Origin of the sequence: Marinobacter sp., assembly GCF_046484525.1 — a bacterium.
In the GTDB taxonomy this organism is placed as follows: domain Bacteria; phylum Pseudomonadota; class Gammaproteobacteria; order Pseudomonadales; family Oleiphilaceae; genus Marinobacter.
Genome location: NZ_JAWOIS010000082.1, coordinates 1 through 22,844, shown reverse-complemented (window position 1 = coordinate 22,844; position 22,844 = coordinate 1). Strand labels below are relative to the sequence as shown.

The window sequence follows — 22,844 nt, the reverse complement described above, 5'->3', positions numbered from 1 at the left end:
GTCACCGGAGAGAGAAACGACGACAACAGATAACCATGGGCCCCATGCACCTGAACACCGGTGAAGCCCGCGTCTTTGGCAATCCGGGCGACGTTGGCAAAACGCTGGATGAAGTCGAGGATTTCCGGCTCCGTCAGCGCCCGCGGACGGGCATAGTTACCCATCAGGGACAATTGGACCGCCGAGGGTCCCATTGGCCGCGAAGTGACATAGCGCGGCGACTGGCGGCCAGCATGGGAAATCTGCATCCACAAATGGTTGCCATTGCGGGTGCCGGCTTCGGCCCAGGCACGCAATTGCGCCATACCCTCCGGCTCACCCTCCGCCGGTGCAGGATCGATGGCCACATTACCCGGCCGCTCCAGCACCCGGTGATCAATCATCACGTTGCCGGTGATCAGCAGCCCTGCTCCGCCATCGGACCAGCGGCGATAGAGCGTTTCGTGCCGGATGGTGGCGTGTAGGTGGTCGTCGGACAGGCCTTCGGTCATAGCGGCCTTGGCGATTCGGTTGGGTAAGACAGCGCCGCAGGGGAGTTTCAGGGGTTGGGCCAGGGAGGATTGGGGCATGGGGTCGTCCTGGTTCTTGTTGATTCATTGGCTTTCGAATCATGATCCTAGAGTAGAAGGCATGCAATGGCCTGCACCAGCTTCTCCATGAGCGCGACACAATCCCTTAGTTGATCCCGGTTCACAGAACTGTTCCAGGTGGCGCCTCCATGGATCAGCTGATTGCGAAGGGTATAGATCCGGTTTAGAGCAATGCCCAATACCGTCGGCGTATCCTGCTTGCCTAAAGCCGTCTGCGCGGCCACCCTCGCCCTTTCGATGGGTCATACCACGCTCCTGCACTCTACTGCATCCAGCTCCGCCAACTTGCACACCTCTGCAGCCAGCACCTCTATCTTCTCCCGCCAGGCCAGTCGGGATAGCCAACGCTCCGGAATAGCTGATACTCCCCAGGCCGCTCCGGCAATCTGGCCGGTGACCGCCCCGACGGTATCCGCATCTTCACCAAGGTTAACAGCGGTCACAATAGCCTCTTCAAACGATCCAGCCCGATAGCAGGCCCACAGGGCGGCTTCCAGAGTATCGATCACATAGCCGCTGGAAGAAACTTCGTCCCGGTTCAGGCTCCGAAAGAATCCCTGCTGGATGCGACCAATAGCGGTGCTGCGTTCGTCAGTTTCTGGAAGCTTCTCCAACACAACCCGCAGGTCATTACCCTGACCTAACTCCCACAAGATAGCACCCAGCAACTCGGCCGCATCGAGACAATCAGCGCTGGCATGAGTAGTCCGGCTGCTATTGATGGCTTGTTCCAGCGCCATGTTTCGATGTGTGGCTGACAAAACCGATGGCGCCAGGCGCATGATGCCGCCATTGCCGCTTTCGAACGGGTTATCCGTTCCTGCGTAGCTTGCCTCGGTGTACTCGAATCGGCGCAGCGCGTTCATGGTGGTCCGGCCGATGTCGATGCACACCGCCTGGCAGGCCATATACCCTTCATCCAGCCAACTCAGGTATCGCGCGAGCTGATCGCTTGAGTCAAAGCCCCGACATTCCACCAGGCTCTCGGCAAGGCATAGTGCCATCGCCGTATCATCAGTCCACTCGCCCGCCAGCACACCGAAAGCCCCGCCGCCGGTCATTTCCGTGTGCAAGGGAAAGGAATCCCTGCGTCGGAACTCAATCGGCGCTCCCAACGCGTCGCCACAGGCCAGGCCCAGCAGTGCACCTTTTGCGAATTCAATCCGGTCTCTCATAAACAGTCTCCTCATCTGACGTAACCAGCTTAGGGAACTGGTGCGTCACAATCTGTCGCATGCAGGTTGCATCATGCTTCCCGTCAAACGGAGGAACTGCCATGACAAACCGAAACTACAACCTGACAGCCGACAGCGCGGGAGGTGGATGCATACAAGGATTTACCGGAGTCGAACTCGTCATCGACGAGCCTTCTTTATATGCACTCGACATTCTCGAAGCCCCGCGGTTGGAAACCATCACCATCAAGAACCTGGCCAGCGGAAAGCCGCCTCACCTTGTGCTTGGCAACCTGACCGCCCTAAGGCAGGTAAAACTGCCGGGGAGCCATCCCGGTGCTGTCATTCACCTACACTCGCACAGCGCACCAGCACCGCTGGAGATCTCTGGCCCGGCGCCTTGAACCTTGTGGGCGCAGGCAGTGACTCGCAGAGTATCAGCTGGGCGTGCCGCTTGATCCGGGATGTTGAGCGCCTCTCTGGCGGCAATCCCGAAATTGTAAGGCAGGTAAGCTCCCGGCGTGACCTGCAACGACTGCATGACAGGCTGGTGAAGCGATTCAACGAACAGAACGGTGAGGATTCCGAGGCGGTCCGTCAGGCCAAGGCGCAAGCCCTGGAAGAGGAGCATGGCCCCTACCCTGCACCACCAGTGCCCGAGAGCAACAGGATCCAGGCCTTAAAAAGCTGGAGAAACCTGCTCGATGAGGGACGCACCATGCACCATTGTGTGGGTGCCTACGATGTAATGGTTGCTGAGCGGGAAGTTTTCATTTACCGGATGCACGAGCCCGAACGCCTGACGATTGCCCTGGAGAACAAGGGCGATAACTGGATCCTTGGTGAGGTTCGGGGTTATTGCAATGCCAATCCGGCATCACATTCGCTCGAGCTGATTCATCGTTGGCTGAAAGCTTCTGATAGCGCATAAACTTAACTCTTGAGCCTAACCCCCATGCCCGGAATCCGGAGGCCTGTATGCCCATCCTCGAAAGGCTCCCTGAAAATGTCAAAGGTCGGGATTTTGTCGTAGGCGATCTGCACGGTAGCTATGAAGAGCTTTGTGTTGAGCTTGAGAGCCACCATTTTGATCGTCACGCGGACCGTTTGATCGCAGTAGGCGACCTGATCGATCGAGGACAGTCTTCATTTCAGTGTCTGCGACTTACTGAGGAACCTTGGTTCTTCACCGTTTGGGGCAATCACGAATCCCTGATGCTCAGGGGCCTTCGAGAACGACCGGGCTCCGACGAATTCCGGCTCTGGATGCAGAATGGAGGAGAATGGGCGCTGGAACGTGACCTGGACGAGCTACGCACTCTGATCACCGAACTGGCGGATATTGTTCCACTCGCCATAGAGCTACCGGTTAAAGGAAAAACCATCGGCGTCGTCCACGCCGAGGTGCCGGGCGATGACTGGGCGACCTGGAGTCAGCCGCTCACCAAGGAACAAAAAGGGGTAGCGATTTGGAGCCGCACCGCCCTGCTCGGCGCTCTTGCCGGGCGCGAACCAGCTCCCGTCCGAGGGATAGATTACGTTATCTTCGGGCACACGCCGATTGCCGCACCGGCGCGTGTCGGCAACCGAATCTATCTGGATACCGGGGGCGGTTATTCCAATGGCCGGCCGACGTTAGTGGAGATTGATCCTGATCGCCTCGGATGTATCGACACGTGCCCTTCCCTGTTCAGTCCGACCCGGTAAGCAACCCGCCTATCAGACCTGGCTGTTCTCAAGTCTTGCGATCACGACTTCAAGATTGGCATCCTCGGCCATATCCTCATCGAACCATTCGGCCAACTCCGATCTGAGTGCGGCCTCCAGAGAGAGGCCCTCTACCAGCCTGGCCTGCACACCATCTGCAATAGCGTCGTATTCGTCGAAACAGTCGTTATCCTTGCAGCAGGTGTGCATGGGATCGGTGTGGAACAGGGCTTCGGAAATTTGTTCTGGTGTGAGGTTCTCATTCATTTGTCCCCCTCCGTTCTTTTGAGTCCACTTCTCAACGTCTCTTCAATTTCCTCTCTCAACCACTCCGGCTCCAGAATATCGCAATGCACCGCCTGGGCCGTCAGCCACCAGCGCAGGTCCTGGGTATCACCAACGGTCACGGTGATCTCGAAAGTATTCTCATCAATGTCTGTCGTCACCTGGTCAAAACCCAGTGGCGATTCAATGAGGTGATTGAGCACCGGCTTGTCGCAGCGCAGGTGCAGGAATACTGGTTTGCGGGAGTGCAGGATGCCCATGGCGCCGGAGGAGATGTACAAGTCCAGATCGAAATCTTCCGGCCGTTCGAGCGGCTCCTCCACCAGTTCACCGTCGGTTGCCCGGTGCAATACCAGTTGGCGGATGCCTTCGCGGCCGTCGATGGTGCCGATGAGGTAGACGTTCGGGTCCCGGAAAATCAGGCCGAAGGGGTGTACGCGGATCTCCTCGGGTGCGGGCCAGTTGCGGGCCTGGTAGGTGAGATTGCACTGGTATTCCCGCAGCAGGGCTTCAGTGACGGTTTCCAAAACATCGGCATCGATTTCCGGGCGCTTGCCACCGAGGCCTCGATTGATGACTCGGATCCGATCCGGCCATTTGCCCAGCGGGTTGCGCTCGCGGAGAAGGGTCCGGTGGGCTTCGTCAAAATGGGGTTTTAGATGCGCCAAAGCTCTCGGTGGCAGCATCGGCTTCAAATAGGCCTGGGCCAGTTCAAAGGTAAGCGCCGCGGGCAGGTCCAGGGCCGGGATGATGTCGATGGTGGCATCCCGTTCAAAGGACCACCGGAACGGTCTAGCGGATTCATCCACCATCAAGGGGAAATCGACGCTGAGTTTCTCCAGGTCCCGCTGGATGGAGCGCATGGTTACCGGATAGCCGTAATCCTCCAGCCGTTGGGCCAATTCCGTGGTGGTGATCGCCCGGGGATGACGTGGCACCATTCGGAGCATGGTGAGGTAGCGGATGGCGGTGTTGGACATGCTTGGCTCCATTAGTGAACTTTGGTGAAAAACGCTACAACACTATTATTAGTAAGCAAAAGATTTTCACCTCTGCTAACTTATACCCTTGTTTAAGGAGCCTCTGATTAACTCCCGACCCGAATCTCTGGCAAGGCAGTCGCATTTTTCACTGACCCACACATCATGAACCTTTCAAAAACCCTGTGCAGCATTTCCACTTTGGCCCTCTGCAGCATGCCGTGTTTCGGCGATGTTCAGATCGGTACCCACTGGCAATACTTCGAGTATGAGGAAACTTCTCCCCAGAATGTAAAGTTGAACCGTGAGGATGGCGATTTGCCCGGTGTTTTTCTGCGCGCCCAAACACAACTTGGCTTTGCCTGGCTCGAAGCGGGTACCAGTTATGCCAAAGGCGATGTGGATTACGAAGGCTTTACCCAAGGCGGTCGCTCTCTCGAAACTACCACTACTCAACGCCTGATCGATTACCGGCTCCGGGCCGGGGTTCCATTTGCATTGCGACACTCCACGCTCACGCCCTATCTGGTCGCCGGTTACCAGCGATGGGATCGAGCCATTCACCCGACTGCCTCAACCCTGGGCCTGGATGAATTCTATCGGTGGTGGGAGGCAGGCGCCGGTGCACGGTGGTGTGGCGGTTTTGGTTATGGCGAAGTCTGCGCGCTGGGTGAGGTATTCGGGACAGTAGAGGGTACTGTTGAGGTGGGTCTGGAACCCATTGGCCTGGGCAGACCAGAATTGGAACTTGGCGAGGGTACCGGGGTGCGTATGGAATTCGACTGGTCACCCACGTTGGCACCCCATCTATCGCTCGGGTGGTTTTATGAGCGATGGGATCACGGAGAAAGCAACACCGTGTTCGTCCAGCGAAACGGAACTGTGTTTGGGGTATCCGAGCCGGACAGCGAAACTGTCCGGCAAGGACTGAGGCTGGCGATCAGGTTCTAGGCGATCCCAGCCCCGGGTTCAGGCGTGAGATCAGTTCTGGGTTACCAGGACAGATGATCCTTTGTAAGTAACCGTATACTCTCCGCAAGTGCTGTATGTGACCGTTACCACCTCACCGTCAGAATCGGAGAAGATAATGGTTCCGCTACTGAAGCCACCGCCGCTGCAGGGGATCAGGCCACTTCCCTGGAATTCTACGTAGCCACGATCACCGTCGTACACTCGTGCGGAAATGTTGTAGCCAGAGTGCTGGTCACCAGTAACCGAGACGTCTGATATGCGATAGGCCTGTCCATTGGTGCCATTGAATGTGCTGGAGTAGGTGCAGTTATCGAGAAGCTCGCCGGTGCAACTCACGTTACCTTTGCTTCGATAGGTTTCACCCGCGTAGGTGCCGGTGTAATCAAAGTCTGCGGAAAAACCGGTAATTTGATCCCCACTCCAGTTATAAGTGACGTCATACACGCCGTTAAGGACATAGTTGGAAACGTCGTCCACGGGCATACAGTAATTGTCATAGACAATCTTGTATCGGGTCTGGTTGTCCGTTGTAACCGATGCCGACCCGCCGCACCCACCGTCGTAGACATAGGTGGCGCCTGTAGGCAAATTGGCAACCTCAAGAATCTCCAGAGACAGCTCCCTGGTGACTTCATTTGGGTTAAACGAATCAATCTGGGCAGCAACTGGGGCAAAGTTTGCTGTCTCGTCCTCAATCACTGCCTGAGTTGCTGCTTGTGTGGTCGCCTCGGCCGCCGTCTTGGCATCTGCCTCACTGGCAATCGTCGCAGCACTTTCATTAAATGTGGTCGTGCTGGAGCTGGACCCTCCACCTCCTCCGCCACCGCCACAGGCCGTCAGCCCCAGAACGGTGCAAAGCGCTAAACCCCGAATCCATGTTCGTCCCATGTAACGATTGTTATTTGATTCCATTATTCTCTCTCTTAATATCCTGATTAGAAGAGTTCCCGTTATTACAATAAATGTGCTCCCGAATCTGAAGTGGACCCAAGCCGCACCGTGCCAGTTATATAATATTCAGAGAATATTTATTTTGATCCCATTTAGCTATATACAAAATGAAACAAGAAATATGTGTGGCTATCGTAAGTACGGGAAACCAGGCAGTGAGGGAGTGGCGGAGAAGAATGGGATTCTGAAAAGCAAAAAGGCCAGCAAAACCTGGCCTTTTCTATATTGGTAAAAGCAACAAAGCCCGCAAACGCGGGCTTTGATTCAATAATGGTAGCGGGGGCTGGATTCGAACCAACGACCTTCGGGTTATGAGCCCGACGAGCTACCAGACTGCTCCACCCCGCATCAAACTTTCAATCTCGATTTACTGCTGAGTCCGCCGATGGGTCGGGCTCATAAGCCGAAGGTCGAGACTCCCTTCGGCTCTTGCGGGATTGGGAGCCCGACGAGCTACCAGACTGCTCCATCCCGCATCAAAACTGGTTGTTTACCGGGGAACCCCCGATCAACGTGGCGCGTATATTAAGGACCGGGAGCCAGCCTGTCAATTGTTAATTTTCAAACAAGTCCGTGGGGAAGTGGAGTTCCTCGACGGACGCTTCACCTGGGGAGTTGAAGAAGCCAACCGTATCGATCACTTCCTGTACTGGTCGGAAGGAACGACGGTGTTCCGGAGTCGCTCCGAGACGCCGCAGCGCTTCGAGATGGACAGGTGTCGGATAGCCTTTGTGCTTGCCCAGTTCGTAGCCCGGGTAACGGTCTTCGAGCGCTTTCATTTCCCGGTCACGGGTAACTTTGGCAAGAATGGAGGCGGCGCTGATTTCGGCGACTCGGCTATCGCCCTTGATCACGGGCTCAGAGGGCCAATGCCATTTGGGGCAGCGGTTGCCGTCTACCAGCACGTATTCCGGCAGGGTGGTCAGGCCGGCGACGGCGCGTTCCATGGCGAGCATGGTGGCCTGGTAGATGTTGAGCTGGTCGATCTCGCTTGCCTCGCAGCGGCCAAGACTCCAGGCGGCGGCTTTCTCGATGATCTCGTCGTACAGGGCGAGGCGTTTTTTCTCGGTGAGTTTTTTCGAGTCCGCCAGGCCGGCGATGGGTTTGTCCGGATCAAGGATAACGGCGGCGGTGACCACTGCTCCGATCAGGGGACCACGGCCGACTTCATCGACACCGGCCAGTAACCGGCCCTGGTATCGGCATTCGAACGGAGGTAGCACTACCTTTGTTGCCATCAGGTGTTCTCCTCCAGCAGCCCGGAGACGGCCTCAGCGGCTTTTTCATCCGCGTTCTGGCGCAGGGTCAGGTGTAACTCGGTAAATGCTTCCCTTAGCCGCTCCCGCTCTTCGAGGTTCTCCATCCGTTCAAGTACCGCCGCGCCCAGAGATTCCGCTGTGGCGTCGTCCTGGAGCAGCTCGGGCACCAGTGCTTCCCTGGCCAGGAGGTTGGGCAGGGCCACATGGGGCACCTTCACCAAACGGGAGAGGAGCGCGTAGCTCATGTTGCTCAGGCGGTAGCCCACCACCATGGGTTTCTTGAGCAACATGGCTTCGAGGGTGGCGGTGCCGGAGGCCAGCAGGACCACATCGGAGGCGGCCATCACTTCCCGGGACTGGCCGCGCACGATGGTGACCGGCAATTTTACGTCGAGGGATTCCACCAGGGCCTGGACCTGTTTCTCACGTTCCCGGTTCACGCAGGGGATCACCAACTGGATATCCGGGCGGCGTTCCTGCAGCCAGCGGGCGGCTTCCAGGAACAGGTTACCCAGGCGTTCCACCTCCCCTGCCCGGCTGCCCGGCAGTACCGCCAGCAACGGGGCGTTCTGATCGAGCCCGAGTTGCTCCCGGGCTTTGCCGGTGTCCGGTTCCACGGGAATGCGATCCGCCAAGGGGTGGCCGACAAAGGCCACGGGCACATTGTGCTCTTCGTAGAAGCGGGCTTCGAAGGGGAACAGGGTGAGCATCAGGTCGACGGATTTGGCGATCTTGAAGATGCGCTTCTGGCGCCAGGCCCAGACCGAGGGGCTGACGTAATGCACCGACGGAATACCCGCCTCGCGGCATCGCCGTTCGATGGCCAGGGTGAAATCCGGGGAATCGATGCCGATAACCACATCCGGGCGGTTGGTGAAGAAGTAGTCCATCAGACGGGCGCGGATGCTGAACAGTTCCCGTATCCGGCCCAGCACTTCCACCAGTCCCATGACCGAAAGCCGTTCCATGGGCACCAGGGAATGGAAGCCCTCGGCGATCATCTCTTCACCACCGACACCGACGAAACGGGCTTTCGGATAGCGGCGTTTCAGGGCACGGATCAGGCCGGCACCGAGGATGTCCCCCGATGCCTCGCCGGCGATCATGCCGATGGTGAGCTTGCGCTCGCTGACAATGGTGGGTGTGGTGGATTCCGTCACCGGAAGGCTCCGGCTGGTCAGCGAATGATGCCGCGGTGTGCTCCGCGCAGGGATTCAATGAGCGGACGAACTTCCGGCACATCCCCGTAGTTGTTCTCCAGCTCCTCAAGTGCCTGTTCGGTGGTCAGGCCTTGGCGGTAAATAGCCTTGTAGGCTCGGCGCAGCGTGAGCAACGCCTCTTTGCTGAAGCCCCGGCGCTTGAGACCTTCCGCGTTCAGACCATGGGGCTCTGCGGACTGACCGCTGGCCATCACGTAGGCCGGGATGTCCTTGAGCACGATACTGCCACCTGCGGCCATGCTGTGGGGCCCGATGTTGCAAAACTGGTGCACCATGGTACCGCCGCCAAGAATGGCAAAATCACCCACCGAGACGTGGCCGGCCAGGGTCGCACAGTTCGCCAGGATGGTGTTGTCACCCAGGATGCAGTCGTGGGCCACGTGCACATAGGCCATCAAGAGGTTGCCGCTGCCGATGCGGGTCTCGCCCCGGTCCTGGACAGTACCCCGGTGAATGGTGCAGTTCTCCCGGATGACGTTGTTGTCTCCGATCACCAGGGTGGTGGGCTCACCGGCGTACTTCTTGTCCTGGCACGCTTCCCCGACACTGGAGAACTGGAAAATCCGGTTATTGCGGCCGATAACAGTCGGCCCCTTGATTACCACATGGGACAGGATCTCGGTGCCTTCACCGATTTCCACGCCAGGGCCGATGTAACTCCATGGGCCAACGGTCACGTTGTCCGCCAGCTTGGCTGATGGGTCTACAATCGCTTGAGGATGGACACCCGACCAGTCATTTGTCGCCATCAAACTTCTCTCTCAGCGGTCAAGATTTCTGCCGTGCAGACGACTTCCCCGTCGACCAGCGCTCGGCATTCGAATTTATAGATGCCGCGCTTGCCGGAGAGGAATTTCGCTTCCATATCGAGGCGGTCTCCAGGCAGCACAGGGCGCTTGAACCGGGCCTTGCTGGACCCGGCGAGGTATTGTACCACGCCGTCAGAGGGTTTCCGGCCCACGGTCACAAAACCGAGAATGCCTGACAATTGTGCCATAGCTTCAATGATGAGCACGCCGGGCATGATCGGGTTGTCGGGGAAATGGCCCTGAAAGAAAGACTCATTGAAGGAAATGTTCTTGTACCCCTTGATTGAGACTCCCTTCTCAATCTCGGTTACCCGGTCCACCAGCAAGAACGGGTACCGATGTGGCAGGTATTCAAGAATTTCGTTGATTTTCATCATGTTGGTCGGCCTCAGCCCTCTAATTTCTTTTCCAGTTCTTTGACCCGCCGTGCAAGCACATCGAGCTGGCGGAAGCGCACGGCGTTTTTGCGCCATTGCCGGTTGGTATCGGCGCTGGTGCCCGAGGAATAGACCCCCGGTTCGCGGATATGGCCGGTGACCAGGGTCATACCGGTGAGGTGCACCTGGTCGGCGATTTCCAGATGACCCGCCACGCCAGAGGCGCCACCGAAGACACAATGACGGCCAATCCGGGTGCTGCCTGCAATCCCGACCATGGCCGCCATGGCACTGTGTTCACCGATATGGACGTTGTGGGCGATCTGGATGAGGTTATCAAGTTTGACGCCATCGCCGATGACGGTGTTGTCCAAGGCACCGCGGTCGATGGTGGTGTTGGCGCCCACCTCCACGTCGTCCCCGAGTACAACACTGCCGAGCTGGGCAATGCGGTGCCAGGCTCCCTTTTCATTGGCAAAACCAAAGCCATCCGAGCCGATCACCGCACCACTGAGAATATGGCAACGCTGCCCGACCACGACATCATGGGCCAGGGTTGCCCTGGGTCTGATCACGGTGTCGCGTCCGATCCGGCAGCGGGCACCGATGATGCTCCCTGCGCCAATGACCACGTTCTCGCCAATCTCGGCCTCCGCCTCGATCACTGCGTTAGGGCCGATGCTGGCGCTATCGGCGATTCGGGCAGAAGACTCAACTACCGCGCTGGCGTGCACGCCAGGTGCCGGTACCGGCGCGGGATCAAACCAGTGACTGAGGCGAGCATAGCCCAGATAGGGGTTGTCCAGCAGCAGTAGATTGGTTGGAGCATCCTGGGCGGCGGCAGGTGAGAGGATCACCGCGGAGGCGCGGGTGTCCGCCAGGTACTTGCCATAGGCCGGGTTGGCGAGAAAACTGATCTGACCGGGGTCGGCGGCCGACAGGGTCGCCAGCCCGGTGATCCGCACCTCGGGGTCTCCCTTCAGCTCTGCCCCCAATGCCTTGGCGATATCACCAAGCCGGTAGGACTTTTCTGTCATGACATACTCCAGAGCATCTTTCGGGGCCGAGGCGCCCCCTGTCGGTTAACGGTTCAGCTTTTCCAGCAGCTTGGACGTGAGGTTCATTTCCGGCTTCACATAGACCACTGCCTCGCTAGGCAGGATCAGGTCCAGATTGTTCTCTTCCAGCAGCTCCTTGACTGCCGCGTCCACTTCCGGGCGGGCGTTCTCGAGAAACTGTTGCTTGCGCTGGGACACGGTGGAGTCGAGGCGCTGCTTGAGCATGTTGAATTCCTGGACCTTCTGCTGGAACTGGCCGGCCAGCTCGTTGCGCTCGGTCTCATTCATCATGGCGCCGTCTTTTTGCAGGCGCTCCTGCAGCTTGCGTGCGGCTTCCTGAGCTTCCCTGACCTTGGCTTCCTCCCCGGCGAAGTCCTTCTGCAGGGTTTCACTGAAGGCCTTGGCCTCGTCAGAGGAAAACAGCGCCTGGCGAAGATCAACTACGCCAATGCGGGTCTCGGCGAACACTGGCAGGCTGAAAGCCATCAGGACCGCTGCAAACAGGGTAATCATACGGGACATGGTGCTTCTCCTGTGTTTCATCCTTTTACTGTCGTTATCTGTGACCATCAGAAGGTCTGGCCGAGGGAGAACTGGAACACCTGGGTGTCGTCCCCCTTCTTGTCATTCAGCGGCTGAGCAAGGCTAAAGGCCAACGGCCCGACCGCCGTGATCCACTGGAAGCCGACACCCGCTGCCAGGCGCACTTCACTCAGTTCCGGATCGAAACCACGCTCGGTATCGAACACCTGGCCGGCGTCCAGGAATACCGAGGTGCGCATGGAGCGGTTGTCGCCCGCGAACGGAGTCGGTGTGATCAGCTCCAGACCACCCTCCGTGAGCAGGTTACCGCCGAACGGATCAGGATCCGAGAGGTCATATTCGCTGTTGGTCGCCCGCAGGCCGAGAGAATTCGCCTCGTAGCCTCGTACCGAGCCGTAACCACCGGAGTAGAAATGCTCGTAAAACGGCATCTGGGTATCGTCACCGTAACCGTCACCATACCCGATCTCGGAACGGGCGCGGAAAACCCAGCGGTTATTGTCGCTGATCGGGACATAGAAGTCGGTCTTATGGGTGGCCTTAAAGAAGGTCAGGTCACTGCCCGGCACCGCCACATCCAGAGAAAGCGAGTGGCTGTAACCATCGGTCGGCAGCACGCCCCGGTTCAGGGTACTCCGGCGCCAGCTGCCGAACAGGAAGTAGTTGTCGAAGGAATCTCCTTCCTCAACGATGAAGTCCTGGACTTCCTGGGAGGTGTACAGTCCTTCCTCGATGTTGGAACGGGTGTAGCCCAAGCCAAAGTTCAGGCGGGTAATCTGGTCGACCGGGTAGCCAAAGGTCATCCGGCCACCATACTCGTCCAGCAGGTAGGAGTCGATATCCTCTTCCTCGTAGTCGGTCTGCCGGGCGAACACGCTGAAGCCACGGCTCACGCCATCCACGGTGTAATAGGGGTCGAGGTAGGATATGTTTGCACTTTTTACGGAATCGCTGACGTTTACGCCGAAAGATACTCGCTTACCGGTACCAAAGAAGTTGTTTTCAGAGACATTGGTACCAAGAATCACGCCATCATCCTGGGAAAAGCCGACAGAGGCAGAAAGGCTCCCTGTCGGCTGTTCTTCCACGGAGTAATTCACATCAACCAGATCGTCGGTTCCAGGGACTGGAACCGTTTCAACGTCCACGGTTTTGAAGAAGCCCAGGCGTTCGAGTTTGGTCTTGGAGAACTCGATCCGATCGGAGGAGGCAACGCCCCCTTCCATCTGGGTCATTTCCTGGCGCATGACGTCGTCGCGCGTGGACACGTTACCATTAAAGTTGATGCGTCGCACATAAGCACGCTTGCCCGGCTCCACGTAAAAAATGACAGACGCGGTATTGTCTTCTGCCGGCTCAGGCACGGCATTGACGTTGGCGAAGGCATAGCCTTCCTTTCCTAACCGGAAGGACAACGCCTCGGAAATAGCCGTCATACGTGCTCGTGAGAAGACATCGCCCTCCTTGACCGGGATCAGCTTGCGCAGCTCCTCTTCGCCGACGATCAGATCCCCTCTCAGGTTGATCTCGGAGATGGTGTACTGGGGACCTTCATTGATGGCGATGGTGATAAAGACTTTCTGCTTGTCCGGTGAGATCGACACCTGGCTGGATTCGACGGTGAAATCAAGATAGCCACGATCCAGATAGAAGGAGCGCAGGCTTTCCAGATCCCCGCTGAGACGCTCGCGGGCGTATTTGTCAGAGTTGGTAATGGAATTCCACCAACTGGTGGTTTCCAGCTCGAACAGGCCCAGCAGTTCTTCTTCGCTGAAATCGATGTTACCCACAATGTTGATGTGGTGGATGGCCGCAACAGTGCCTTCGTTGATATCCAGACTGATGGCAACCCGGTTGCGGGGCAGTTCCTCGGCGGTCGCTTTCACCCGGGCGTTGTAGCGGCCCTGGGCGATGTAGGAGCGCAGAATCTCAAGTTCCAGCCGTTCCAGGGTGGCGCGGCGAAATACCTGGCCTTCCTTCAGGCCGGCGCCGGCCAGGGCATCCATCAGCATTTCGGTTTCGATGTTCTTGTTGCCCTCGATCTTGATAGAGCTGATGGAGGGACGCTCACGTACGGTGATAATGAGGACACCGGCATCACGGCTGGCCTCGATATCAGTAAACAGTCCGGTGCCGAACAACGATTTGATGGCGCTGGCAAGCTCCGCCTCATCCACCTGTTCACCAATGTTCACCGGAAAGGCTGCAAAAACGGTACCCGCCGAGACCCGCTGGAGGCCTTCGACTTCGATATCCGCTACCGTAAATTCATCCGCCAGCGCTGGCTTCATGCCCATAGAGGCAACAGCGAGGCCAACGGCTACACCTAGAAGAGAACGTCTCATTCAAATATTTCGCCTGGTTAATGCGCGTAAGGAGCCCGCAATTCTCACAACCGCATCAGGTCGTTGTAAAGAGCAAACACCATTAAAGTCAGGATCATTGCCATACCAATCCGTAATCCGATGGCCTGGGCATGCTCGGAAACCGGCTTCCGGCGGATAGCCTCGATGGTGTAAAAGACAATATGACCGCCATCCAGAACCGGAATCGGCAGCAGGTTCAGTACACCGAGACTGACACTCAGGTAGGCCAGAAACCGGACAAAATCCTCGAAACCGGAGCTCACACTCGCCTCTGCGACCCGGGCAATGGTGATGGGCCCACTGAGATTGGAGGGAGACAGTAAACCGGTCACCATCTTCTTGATGGCGACCAGGGTCAGCCGGGTGTCGGACCAGGTTTCGCCGATGGCCTGGGGTATCGCCGCCAGGGGGCCATAGCTGATCTCCCGGAGCGCCTCGTCCGGCCAGGACACCGACTGCACGCCCACGCCGACAAAGCCGATGACTTCACCGCTCTCGAGGGTACGCTCGCCCGGGGTCACCTCAAACGTCCGCTCGGCACCCTCCCGGAGCACAGTGACTTGCAGCGTTTGCCCGGGCGCGTTACGCACGCGCTCCACGAGAGTCTGCCAATCCGGTACCGGCTCGCCATCCACGGTCAGCACCTTGTCTCCGGTCTGAAGGCCAGCAACGTCCCCGCGGCCGCCTTCGGCAATCTCGCCCAGCACGGCGGGGATCTCCGGGCGCCAGGGAGTAATACCGAATTCACCGATGGGATCCGGGGCATCGTCGCTAAGCGACCATCCACCCAGTTCACCACTGACGGTTCCCCGGGCGCCGTCATCTGAAACGTCGAGCGTTACCTCGCCCTGTTCACCCGTCCGTTCGAGCAGGCGCATGCTGATACCACGCCAGGAGGTCACCTGGTGGCCGTCTACCGCGTGGATTTCCATACCTTCCTGCAGGCCCGCCCTTTCGGCAACGCTGCCCTGGGCTACCTCTCCGACAATGGGCGCGACAGCGGTCACACCCACCACACTGATCACCCAGTACGCGAAAGTGGCAAAGAGGAAGTTGGCAATGGGCCCGGCGGAAGCAATGGCGATCCTCTGCGCCGGGGACTTGGACATGAACTCCTGGTCCTTCAGCTCCTCGGGAACCGGGCCTTCGCGCTGGTCGAGCATCTTGACGTAACCGCCCAGGGGAATGGCGGCAACGGCAAACTCGGTGCCGTGGCGGTCATACCAGGAGAACAGGGGCTTGCCGAAGCCCACCGAGAATCGCAAAACCTTCACCCCACAGCGTCTGGCAACCCAGAAGTGGCCGTATTCGTGCAGGGTGACAAGAATGCCCAGGGTCAGCGCCAGGGCCAGAATGGTTTCAATGATCTGCATAGCGTTCCCGGTTAATGACTGAGGCCAGGCAGCAAAACCGCCGACGATTTCAGACAGTCAGCAGGCCGATCTGTTCCCTGGCGTGCCGACGGGCCTCGGCGTCCTTGGCAAAGATGGTCTCAAAGCTGTCTGCCGGCACCACCTCGGTGGCCGCCAGTGTCCGTTCTATAATAACGGGGATATCGGCAAAACACAGTGTTCCTGCCAGAAAGGCCGCCACGGCGATCTCGTTGGCGGCATTCAGCGCGGCCGGGGCGGTGCCGCCGGCCACAAAGGCTTCCGCGGCCAGACGCAGGCACGGGAAACGGACCAGATCCGGCCGTTCAAAATGAAAACGGCCGATGGCGAACAGATCCAGGGGCGCGACACCGGCATCAATCCGCTCCGGCCAGGCCAATCCGTTGGCGATGGGGGTGCGCATGTCCGGGCTGCCAAGCTGGGCAAGCACCGAGCCGTCCGCGTACTCCACCATGGAATGAATAATGCTCTCAGGGTGCACGTGCACCTCGATGTTCGCAGGCGTGGTGTTGAACAGCCAGCAGGCCTCGATCAGCTCCAGGCCCTTGTTCATCAGGGTTGCCGAGTCCACCGAGATCTTCTGGCCCATAGACCAGTTCGGGTGGGCGCAGGCCTCGGCCGGGGATACACAGCGCAACTGCTCCACGGTATGGGTGCGGAACGGCCCGCCCGAAGCCGTCAGCAGGATCCGGGTGATGCCGGCACCGTGGGGGTCTCGGACCTTATTCGCCGGCATGCACTGGAAGATGGCGTTGTGCTCGGAATCGATAGGCAGCAGTTCTGCACCGGATTCGGCCACCGCGTCCATGAACAGCTGGCCGGACATCACCAAGGCTTCCTTGTTGGCCAGCAGCACCCGCTTGCCGGCACGGACTGCGGCAAGGGTCGGTGGCAGGCCGGCTGCACCGACGATGGCCGCCATCACAGTGTCCGCTTTGGATGCGGCGGCCACTTCACACAGCCCTTCCTCACCGGCCATCACGCGAACTTCCGGCAGGTCAGCAAGCAATTCTTTCAGCGTTTCCGCTGCCTGGGTACTGACCATAACCGCCACCGATGGTCGGAACTCGCGGCACAGAACCGCCAACTCTTCGGCCCGGGTGCTGGCTGTCAGCGCATACACGGAGAACCGCTCAGGGTGGCGCCGGATGACATCCAGGGTGCTCAGTCCGATGGAGCCAGTGGCTCCGAGAAGGGTGACGCTGCGTTGTGCCATGGTTACCACTGTCCGGTGGTCAGCCAGCCAAGCTGGGTGATGATCAGTGCGAAAACGGGAATGGCGGCGGTCAGGCTATCGATCCGGTCCATGATGCCACCATGACCCGGGAGCAGCTGGCTACTGTCCTTGATGCCACGGAAGCGCTTGAGCATGCTTTCAAGCAGGTCGCCGAGTACGGAAACCAGGCCGGTGAACAGGCTGGCAACGACCAGAAGCCCGGTTTCCATGAGGCTGGCTGACGCCAGGCTGCTGACAATCACGGCGAAGATACCGACAGCCGCCAGACCTCCCCAGACACCCGCCCAGGACTTGCCCGGGCTGACCCGGGGGGCGAGCTTGGCTTTACCAAAGGCCCGACCCGCAAAATAGGCACCGATGTCCGCCACCCAGACCACACAAAACACATAAAGAATGACCCACAGATTGTTGGCCACCTCACCAAACTGGAAGCCGCCGGTGCGCAGGTGGTTCAGACCTACCCAGGCCGGCACCAGCACGAACAGGCCCATCAGGGCCCGCACCGGGACACTGCCCCAATGCGCCGATCCGCCGGGGTAACTGCGAACCAGCAGGAAGCAGATAAACCACCAGAACAGCGCCAGCCAGAGCACGAGCACCGCCGGTACGTTCAGCAGGGCATAGAGAAGCACGGCGGTACCCGCGGCATAGGCCACGCGACCACCCTGCCCTTCGATGCCGGACATATTAGCCCATTCCCAGGCGCCGAGGGTGATCACCGCGCCGGTGAACAGTGCGAATCCCAGGGGGGGAAGGAAGAAAATACCGCCAATGGCGATGGGAGCCAGGATCAGGGCTGTAATAATTCGGGTCTTGAGCACGGTTGGAATCGCTTATGCATCATTATTGTTGTGCGGCCTTGGCCGCGATCTGGTCGTCGGTCTGACCAAATCGGCGCTGCCGTCCGGCATAGGCTTCTAATGCCTTCCCCATTTCTTCATGCTTGAAGTCGGGCCAAAAAACCGGGGAGAAGTAGAATTCGGTATAGGCAAGGTGCCAGAGCAGAAAATTGCTTATCCGCTGCTCACCAGCGGTACGGATCAAAAGGTCCGGCATGGGCAGGTCCCCAATGCACAGGTGCTGCTGGATCAGGTCGTCGGTAATGTCCGACGGTTCCAGTTCACCGGCACGGACCTTCTCGGCCACCTGTCGGGTCGCCTGGGAGATATCCCAGTGCCCGCCATAATTGGCGGCAATGACCAGGGTCATCTGCGTGTTGTCGCGGGTCAGTTCCTCGGCCTTGTCCATGTGCTCCCGGAGCACCGGGCTGAAGGCGGAGCGATCGCCGATGATCCGCAGCCGGATGTTGTTCCGGTGCAGTTTTCTGACTTCCCGTTCCAGGGCAATGAGGAACAGCCGCATCAACGCGGAGACCTCGTCTTTCGGCCGGCGCCAGTTCTCGCTGGAGAAGGCGAACAACGTGAGCACCTCGACACCCTCGCGGGCGCAGGTCTCAACCACGGCCTTGACTGCATCTACGCCGGCCTTGTGGCCCGCCACTCCTGTCAGCCGGTGGGTTCTCGCCCACCGGTTATTACCGTCCATGATAATGGCCACATGCCGGGGCCGGCTGTCTGCCGACACCGGAATTTCCGCGGTTATATTTCCCGTCATGAAATCCCCTGCGCGGTCCGGGGAACTTCTCCGGACCGTCTTTGCTGCTTTTGAGAACCTGGACAGATCAGACCGCCATCAGGTCCTCTTCTTTGCTCTTGAGCATTATCTCGACTTCGGCGATGTACTTGTCCGTCAGCTTCTGGATCTCGTCCTCACCACGGCGCTCATCGTCTTCGGTGATTTCTTTTTCCTTCAGCAGTTCCTTGATCATGTTGTTGGCGTCGCGACGGGCATTACGGATGGAGACCCGACCGTGCTCTGCATCCGCCTTGGCCTGCTTGACCATCTCCCGACGGGTTTCCTCGGTGAGCATGGGCATCGGCACACGGATCACCTCGCCGCTGGTGGCCGGATTCAGGCCCAGGTCGGAGGTCATGATCGCCTTCTCAATGGTCGGCACCAGGTTCTTCTCCCAGGGGGAGACCGTCAGGGTGCGGCTGTCTTCCACATTGACGCTGGCCACCTGCTTGAGCGGCGTTTCCTGGCCATAGTAGTTAACCATCACGCTGTCCAGGATTGCCGGGTGGGCGCGGCCAGTCCGGATCTTGTTGAACGCCGAGTGCAGAGCCTCGAGGCTCTTTTTCATTTTCTTCTCGGCTTCTGCTTTGATGTCGTTAATCACTTCAGCATCCTCGATTCGTCGATTCATTCCGTACGGCCGCCCCTGATAACGGGCGGCCTGCTGTTTTATTCGATCAGTGTACCTTCTTTTTCGCCGGTCACGATGCGTGTCAGTACACCCGGACGGTTCATGTTGAACACCCGCAGTGGCATACCGTGATCCCGCGCGAGGCAGATAGCGGTCAGGTCCATCACGCCCAGCTTCTTGTCCAGCACCTCATCATAGGTGAGGTGATCGTATTTTACGGCGGTCGGATCCAGGTTCGGGTCCGCCGAGTAAACACCATCCACCTTGGTTGCCTTCAGGACCGCATCCGCCTCAATCTCGATTCCCCGCAGGCAGGCAGCAGAATCGGTGGTAAAGAACGGGTTGCCGGTACCGGCGCTGAAGATCACCACATCGCCTTCTTTAAGATCACGCACCGCACGCCGGCGGTCATAATGCTCCACGATACCACTCATGGGGATGGCCGACATGACGCGGGTGCGGATGTTGGAACGCTCCAGGGCGTCCCGCATGGCCAGGCCGTTCATCACGGTGGCGAGCATACCCATGTGGTCGCCGGTGACCCGGTCCAGGCCGGCAGCGTTCAGGGCTGCACCGCGGAACAGGTTACCGCCGCCGATCACCAGGCCAACCTGGACGCCGATGCCGATGAGGGCACCGATTTCCAGAGCCATGCGATCAAGAACTTTGGGATCAATACCGAAATCGTGATCTCCCATCAGGGCTTCGCCACTGAGTTTGAGCAGAACACGCTTGTATCTGGGCTGGTTTTTCGAAGATGTCGGCATGGTGATCCCCTTTTCGTCTGATGGCTATCCGCGTAAACGGTTTCAGGCTTGTATCTGACATACTCCTCATAAAAAGGGGTATCTCAGATACAAGCCCGCCACGAGAGCCGGGCATCCCCAGCTAACGTGGCAGACTCAGGTTGGTGCCGGAGGCCAGCCCCGGCACCGTCAGGAAGGATCAGGCCTTGCCAGTACCGGCTGCAGCAGCAACCTCGGCAGCAAAGTCGACTTCTTCCTTCTCGATGCCCTCACCTACTTCCAGGCGAACAAAGCCAACCAGCTCGGCGCCGGCAGACTTGATCAGCTCGCCCACAGTCTGGTCCGGGTTCTTGACGAACGGCTGCTCAACCAGGCTGTTTTCCTTGAGGAACTTCTTGATGCGGCCGCCCATCATCTTCTCGACGATTTCAGCAGGCTTGCCTTCCATATCCGGCTGGGCCTTGATGATTTCCTTCTCTTTTTCAAGCTCTTCTTCCGGCATTTCTTCCGGCTTACCAACACGCGGGTTAACAGCGGCAGCGTGCATGGCGATGTCACGGGCAACTTCCGGATCACCGGCAGTCAGAGCCACAACGGAAGCGATCTTGTTGTTGCTGTGAACGTAGCCGCCAACAACCGGGCCTTCCACCTTCACGATGCGACGAACAGTGATGTTCTCGCCGATCTTCTGAACCAGCGCCTCACGCTTGGCTTCCAGATCGCCTTCCATCAGCTTGGCAACGTCGGTCTCGCCTTTCTCGAAGGCAACGTCCAGAACGTCGTTGGCAAACGCCATGAAGTTGTCGTCACGAGCAACGAAGTCGGTCTCGGAGTTCACTTCCAGGATGTAGGCAACGGTGTTGTCGTCGGAGATCTTGATCAGGGAAACACCTTCGGCAGCGGTACGGCCAGCCTTCTTGGCGGCCTTCAGGCCGGAAGACTTGCGCAGCTCTTCGATTGCAGCTTCAACACTGCCGTCCGCCTCAACCAGTGCCTTCTTGCACTCCATCATGCCAAGACCGGTGCGCTCGCGCAGCTCTTTGACCATTGCAGCGGTAATTGCAGCCATGTTCAATCCTCTTAAATAGTCCGAATTCGGTGGGGAGGTATGCCCGGATAAACAGGCGGGCATACCTTACATCTCAAACGTGAAACTTACGCGTCACTCGGCGGCCGGTGCGGCGCCTTGCGCGTCTTCGCTGACTTCCACGAACTCGTCAGCGCCTGCGCCGGCAGACTGGGCTGCTTCAAGGCAGGTGTCGGCAACAGCCTTCACGTAGATCTGGATGGCGCGGATGGCGTCATCGTTACCCGGGATCACGTAATCAACGCCGTCCGGATCGCTGTTGGTATCAACCACACCGATAACAGGGATGCCCAGCTTGTTGGCTTCCTTGATGGCGATACGCTCGTGGTCCACGTCGATCACGAACATGGCGTCCGGCAGGCCGCCCATGTCCTTGATACCACCGATGGAACGCTCCAGGCGGTCCATCTCACGGGTACGATCCAGGGCTTCTTTCTTGGTCAGCTTGTCGAAAGTACCGTCCTGGCTCTGGGCTTCCAGATCACGGTAGCGACGGATGGACTGACGAATGGTCTTGTAGTTGGTCAGCATACCACCCAACCAGCGGTGGTTTACGTAAGGCTGACCGGCACGCTGTGCCTCTTCCTTGATGATCTTGGCAGCGGAACGCTTGGTACCGACGAACAGGATCTTGTTCTTGTTCTCTGCCAGCTGCTGAATGACCTTCAGCGCTTCTTCCATGGCAGGAACAGTCTGCTCGAGGTTGATGATATGAATCTTGTTGCGGGCACCGAAAATGTACTTGGACATTTTCGGGTTCCAGTAACGGGTCTGGTGACCGAAGTGAGCACCTGCCTTGAGCAGGTCACGCATGTTTACCTGAGCCATGATATTTACCTTTTAGCTTCGGGTTAGTCCTCCACGCGTCCGATTGACCCAACCAACTCCCGTATAAAACAGAAGATGGCACCCTGGGACAACGTGCCGACACGTGTGTGAATTTGCCGGATTCGTTTCCGGCGGGCGCGTTTATACCATAAATCGCACCGGCAACGCCATTAATTTTGCCAGGAAGCTTCCTTGTACGCAGCTTCCCGCGCCCTTAAAATGCGTATTTGATTCAAATCAACAGGAAGCCCGATGCAGGTATCGATAAAGACCCCGGAAGAAGTCAAGAAAATGCGCGTAGCCGGCCGTCTGGCGGCCGACGTTCTGGAAATGATCGACGAGCATATCAAGCCCGGCGTTTCCACCGAGGAACTCGACCGCATTTGTCACGACTATATCGTGAACGTTCAGAAGGCCATTCCCGCACCTCTCAATTACAAGGGGTTTCCGAAGTCCATCTGCACGTCGGTCAACCATGTAATCTGTCACGGCATTCCGTCCGAGAAGAAAGTCCTGAAGGACGGCGACATCCTCAATATCGATGTCACCGTGATCAAGGATGAATACCATGGCGACACCAGCAAGATGTGGATCGTGGGCAAACCCAAGCCCGGCACCGAGCGCCTGATCCGGATTACCCAGGAATGCCTATATAAAGGTATTGAGCTGGTGAAGCCGGGGGCTCGCCTCGGGGATATCGGCCACGTGATCCAGCGCCACGCCGAGAAGCACCACTATTCAGTGGTTCGGGATTATTGCGGCCACGGTATCGGCAAGGTGTTCCACGAAGAGCCCCAGGTGATGCATTACGGCAAACCGGGTACCGGCCTGGAACTGAAAGAAGGTATGACGTTCACCATCGAGCCGATGATCAACCAGGGCAAGTACCAGACCAAGCTGCTGCCGGACGGATGGACTGTGGTCACCAAGGATCACAAGCTCTCTGCCCAGTGGGAACACACCATTCTCGTGACCGCCGATGGCCACGAGATTCTGA

The 22,844-nt window shown here is 58.4% G+C and carries 24 protein-coding genes, 1 tRNA gene and 2 pseudogenes; 5 read left to right on the top strand and 22 right to left on the bottom strand.

The window, feature by feature from the left end:
* From R6W86_RS16535 to R6W86_RS16525, 3 genes and pseudogenes are all read right to left on the bottom strand, one after another.
* Positions 1 to 569: pseudogene (locus R6W86_RS16535) on the bottom strand (NADH:flavin oxidoreductase); the annotation flags it as partial.
* Positions 570 to 616: 47 nt separating this feature from the next.
* Positions 617 to 811: pseudogene (locus R6W86_RS16530) on the bottom strand (hypothetical protein); the annotation flags it as partial.
* Positions 812 to 832: 21 nt separating this feature from the next.
* Complete coding sequence (locus R6W86_RS16525) at positions 833 to 1,765, bottom strand: ADP-ribosylglycohydrolase family protein (RefSeq protein ID WP_410330450.1); 933 nt, start codon at positions 1,763 to 1,765, stop codon at positions 833 to 835.
* A gap of 101 nt (positions 1,766 to 1,866) precedes the next feature.
* Between R6W86_RS16525 and R6W86_RS16520 the strand changes: the two genes are divergently transcribed.
* The 3 genes from R6W86_RS16520 to R6W86_RS16510 are packed head-to-tail and all read left to right on the top strand — an operon-like array spanning position 1,867 to position 3,472.
* Positions 1,867 to 2,169 carry a hypothetical protein gene (locus tag R6W86_RS16520; RefSeq protein WP_410330449.1) on the top strand — a complete coding sequence of 101 codons (303 nt, stop codon included), beginning with the start codon at positions 1,867 to 1,869 and terminating at the stop codon, positions 2,167 to 2,169.
* A 50-nt stretch (positions 2,170 to 2,219) separates the two neighbouring features.
* Positions 2,220 to 2,696 carry a PcfJ domain-containing protein gene (locus tag R6W86_RS16515; RefSeq protein ID WP_410330448.1) on the top strand — a complete coding sequence of 159 codons (477 nt, stop codon included), beginning with the start codon at positions 2,220 to 2,222 and terminating at the stop codon, positions 2,694 to 2,696.
* 47 nt (positions 2,697 to 2,743) lie between these two features.
* Positions 2,744 to 3,472, top strand: coding sequence for a metallophosphoesterase (locus R6W86_RS16510; RefSeq protein WP_410330447.1), 729 nt, complete (start codon positions 2,744 to 2,746; stop codon positions 3,470 to 3,472).
* Between the two features lie 12 nt (positions 3,473 to 3,484).
* Here R6W86_RS16510 and R6W86_RS16505 read toward each other — a convergent pair whose 3' ends face one another.
* A complete protein-coding gene (locus R6W86_RS16505; protein WP_410330446.1) occupies positions 3,485 to 3,739 on the bottom strand; it encodes a hypothetical protein in 255 nt (84 codons plus the stop codon).
* Positions 3,736 to 4,737 (bottom strand): helix-turn-helix transcriptional regulator, encoded by a 1,002-nt coding sequence (locus R6W86_RS16500; RefSeq protein ID WP_410330445.1) that lies wholly within the window; start codon positions 4,735 to 4,737, stop codon positions 3,736 to 3,738. Before R6W86_RS16500 ends, R6W86_RS16505 begins: the two co-directional genes overlap by 4 nt.
* A gap of 165 nt (positions 4,738 to 4,902) precedes the next feature.
* Between R6W86_RS16500 and R6W86_RS16495 the strand changes: the two genes are divergently transcribed.
* Positions 4,903 to 5,688 (top strand): hypothetical protein, encoded by a 786-nt coding sequence (locus R6W86_RS16495; protein WP_410330444.1) that lies wholly within the window; start codon positions 4,903 to 4,905, stop codon positions 5,686 to 5,688.
* A gap of 30 nt (positions 5,689 to 5,718) precedes the next feature.
* On the opposite strand, the gene R6W86_RS16490 is transcribed toward R6W86_RS16495, so the two are convergent.
* The 17 genes from R6W86_RS16490 to rpsB form a co-directional block, all read right to left on the bottom strand.
* Entirely contained in the window at positions 5,719 to 6,621 is a 903-nt protein-coding gene (locus R6W86_RS16490; protein WP_410330443.1) for a hypothetical protein, read from the bottom strand.
* 310 nt (positions 6,622 to 6,931) lie between these two features.
* Positions 6,932 to 7,008: transfer RNA gene (locus R6W86_RS16485), tRNA-Met, on the bottom strand.
* A 206-nt stretch (positions 7,009 to 7,214) separates the two neighbouring features.
* Positions 7,215 to 7,898 carry a ribonuclease HII gene (gene rnhB, locus R6W86_RS16480; RefSeq protein ID WP_410330442.1) on the bottom strand — a complete coding sequence of 228 codons (684 nt, stop codon included), beginning with the start codon at positions 7,896 to 7,898 and terminating at the stop codon, positions 7,215 to 7,217.
* The gene (lpxB, locus tag R6W86_RS16475; protein WP_410330441.1) at positions 7,898 to 9,079 is read right to left on the bottom strand and encodes a lipid-A-disaccharide synthase; all 1,182 of its coding nucleotides are present in this window, start codon (positions 9,077 to 9,079) and stop codon (positions 7,898 to 7,900) included. Before lpxB ends, rnhB begins: the two co-directional genes overlap by 1 nt.
* Positions 9,080 to 9,096: 17 nt before the next feature.
* Positions 9,097 to 9,888: an acyl-ACP--UDP-N-acetylglucosamine O-acyltransferase gene (gene lpxA / locus R6W86_RS16470; protein WP_410330440.1), complete on the bottom strand. Its 792-nt coding sequence runs from the start codon at positions 9,886 to 9,888 to the stop codon at positions 9,097 to 9,099.
* Positions 9,888 to 10,325 carry a 3-hydroxyacyl-ACP dehydratase FabZ gene (fabZ, locus tag R6W86_RS16465; RefSeq protein ID WP_410330439.1) on the bottom strand — a complete coding sequence of 146 codons (438 nt, stop codon included), beginning with the start codon at positions 10,323 to 10,325 and terminating at the stop codon, positions 9,888 to 9,890. Before fabZ ends, lpxA begins: the two co-directional genes overlap by 1 nt.
* 11 nt (positions 10,326 to 10,336) lie before the next feature.
* Complete coding sequence (gene lpxD / locus R6W86_RS16460; protein ID WP_410330438.1) at positions 10,337 to 11,362, bottom strand: UDP-3-O-(3-hydroxymyristoyl)glucosamine N-acyltransferase; 1,026 nt, start codon at positions 11,360 to 11,362, stop codon at positions 10,337 to 10,339.
* Positions 11,363 to 11,407: 45 nt separating this feature from the next.
* Positions 11,408 to 11,905, bottom strand: a complete 498-nt coding sequence (locus R6W86_RS16455) for an OmpH family outer membrane protein (protein ID WP_410330437.1) — start codon at positions 11,903 to 11,905, stop codon at positions 11,408 to 11,410.
* A 47-nt stretch (positions 11,906 to 11,952) separates the two neighbouring features.
* The gene (gene bamA, locus R6W86_RS16450; protein ID WP_410330436.1) at positions 11,953 to 14,271 is read right to left on the bottom strand and encodes an outer membrane protein assembly factor BamA; all 2,319 of its coding nucleotides are present in this window, start codon (positions 14,269 to 14,271) and stop codon (positions 11,953 to 11,955) included.
* 44 nt (positions 14,272 to 14,315) lie between these two features.
* Entirely contained in the window at positions 14,316 to 15,665 is a 1,350-nt protein-coding gene (gene rseP / locus R6W86_RS16445; RefSeq protein WP_410330435.1) for an RIP metalloprotease RseP, read from the bottom strand.
* Positions 15,666 to 15,714: 49 nt separating this feature from the next.
* Positions 15,715 to 16,899 carry a 1-deoxy-D-xylulose-5-phosphate reductoisomerase gene (gene ispC / locus R6W86_RS16440; protein WP_410330434.1) on the bottom strand — a complete coding sequence of 395 codons (1,185 nt, stop codon included), beginning with the start codon at positions 16,897 to 16,899 and terminating at the stop codon, positions 15,715 to 15,717.
* Between the two features lie 2 nt (positions 16,900 to 16,901).
* On the bottom strand, positions 16,902 to 17,741 hold the full coding sequence (locus R6W86_RS16435) for a phosphatidate cytidylyltransferase (RefSeq protein ID WP_410330433.1): 840 nt from the start codon (positions 17,739 to 17,741) through the stop codon (positions 16,902 to 16,904).
* Positions 17,742 to 17,763: 22 nt separating this feature from the next.
* Positions 17,764 to 18,534, bottom strand: a complete 771-nt coding sequence (gene uppS, locus R6W86_RS16430; protein WP_410330432.1) for a polyprenyl diphosphate synthase — start codon at positions 18,532 to 18,534, stop codon at positions 17,764 to 17,766.
* 67 nt (positions 18,535 to 18,601) lie between these two features.
* Positions 18,602 to 19,159, bottom strand: a complete 558-nt coding sequence (gene frr / locus R6W86_RS16425; RefSeq protein WP_410330451.1) for a ribosome recycling factor — start codon at positions 19,157 to 19,159, stop codon at positions 18,602 to 18,604.
* A 65-nt stretch (positions 19,160 to 19,224) separates the two neighbouring features.
* Positions 19,225 to 19,953 carry a UMP kinase gene (gene pyrH / locus R6W86_RS16420; protein ID WP_410330431.1) on the bottom strand — a complete coding sequence of 243 codons (729 nt, stop codon included), beginning with the start codon at positions 19,951 to 19,953 and terminating at the stop codon, positions 19,225 to 19,227.
* 178 nt (positions 19,954 to 20,131) lie between these two features.
* Positions 20,132 to 21,001, bottom strand: coding sequence for a translation elongation factor Ts (gene tsf, locus R6W86_RS16415; RefSeq protein WP_410330430.1), 870 nt, complete (start codon positions 20,999 to 21,001; stop codon positions 20,132 to 20,134).
* A gap of 93 nt (positions 21,002 to 21,094) precedes the next feature.
* Complete coding sequence (gene rpsB, locus R6W86_RS16410) at positions 21,095 to 21,847, bottom strand: 30S ribosomal protein S2 (protein WP_410330429.1); 753 nt, start codon at positions 21,845 to 21,847, stop codon at positions 21,095 to 21,097.
* A gap of 252 nt (positions 21,848 to 22,099) precedes the next feature.
* On the opposite strand from rpsB, the gene map reads away from it, so the two are divergent.
* On the top strand, positions 22,100 to 22,844 hold a 745-nt coding region (gene map / locus R6W86_RS16405; RefSeq protein ID WP_410330428.1), incomplete at its 3' end, for a type I methionyl aminopeptidase.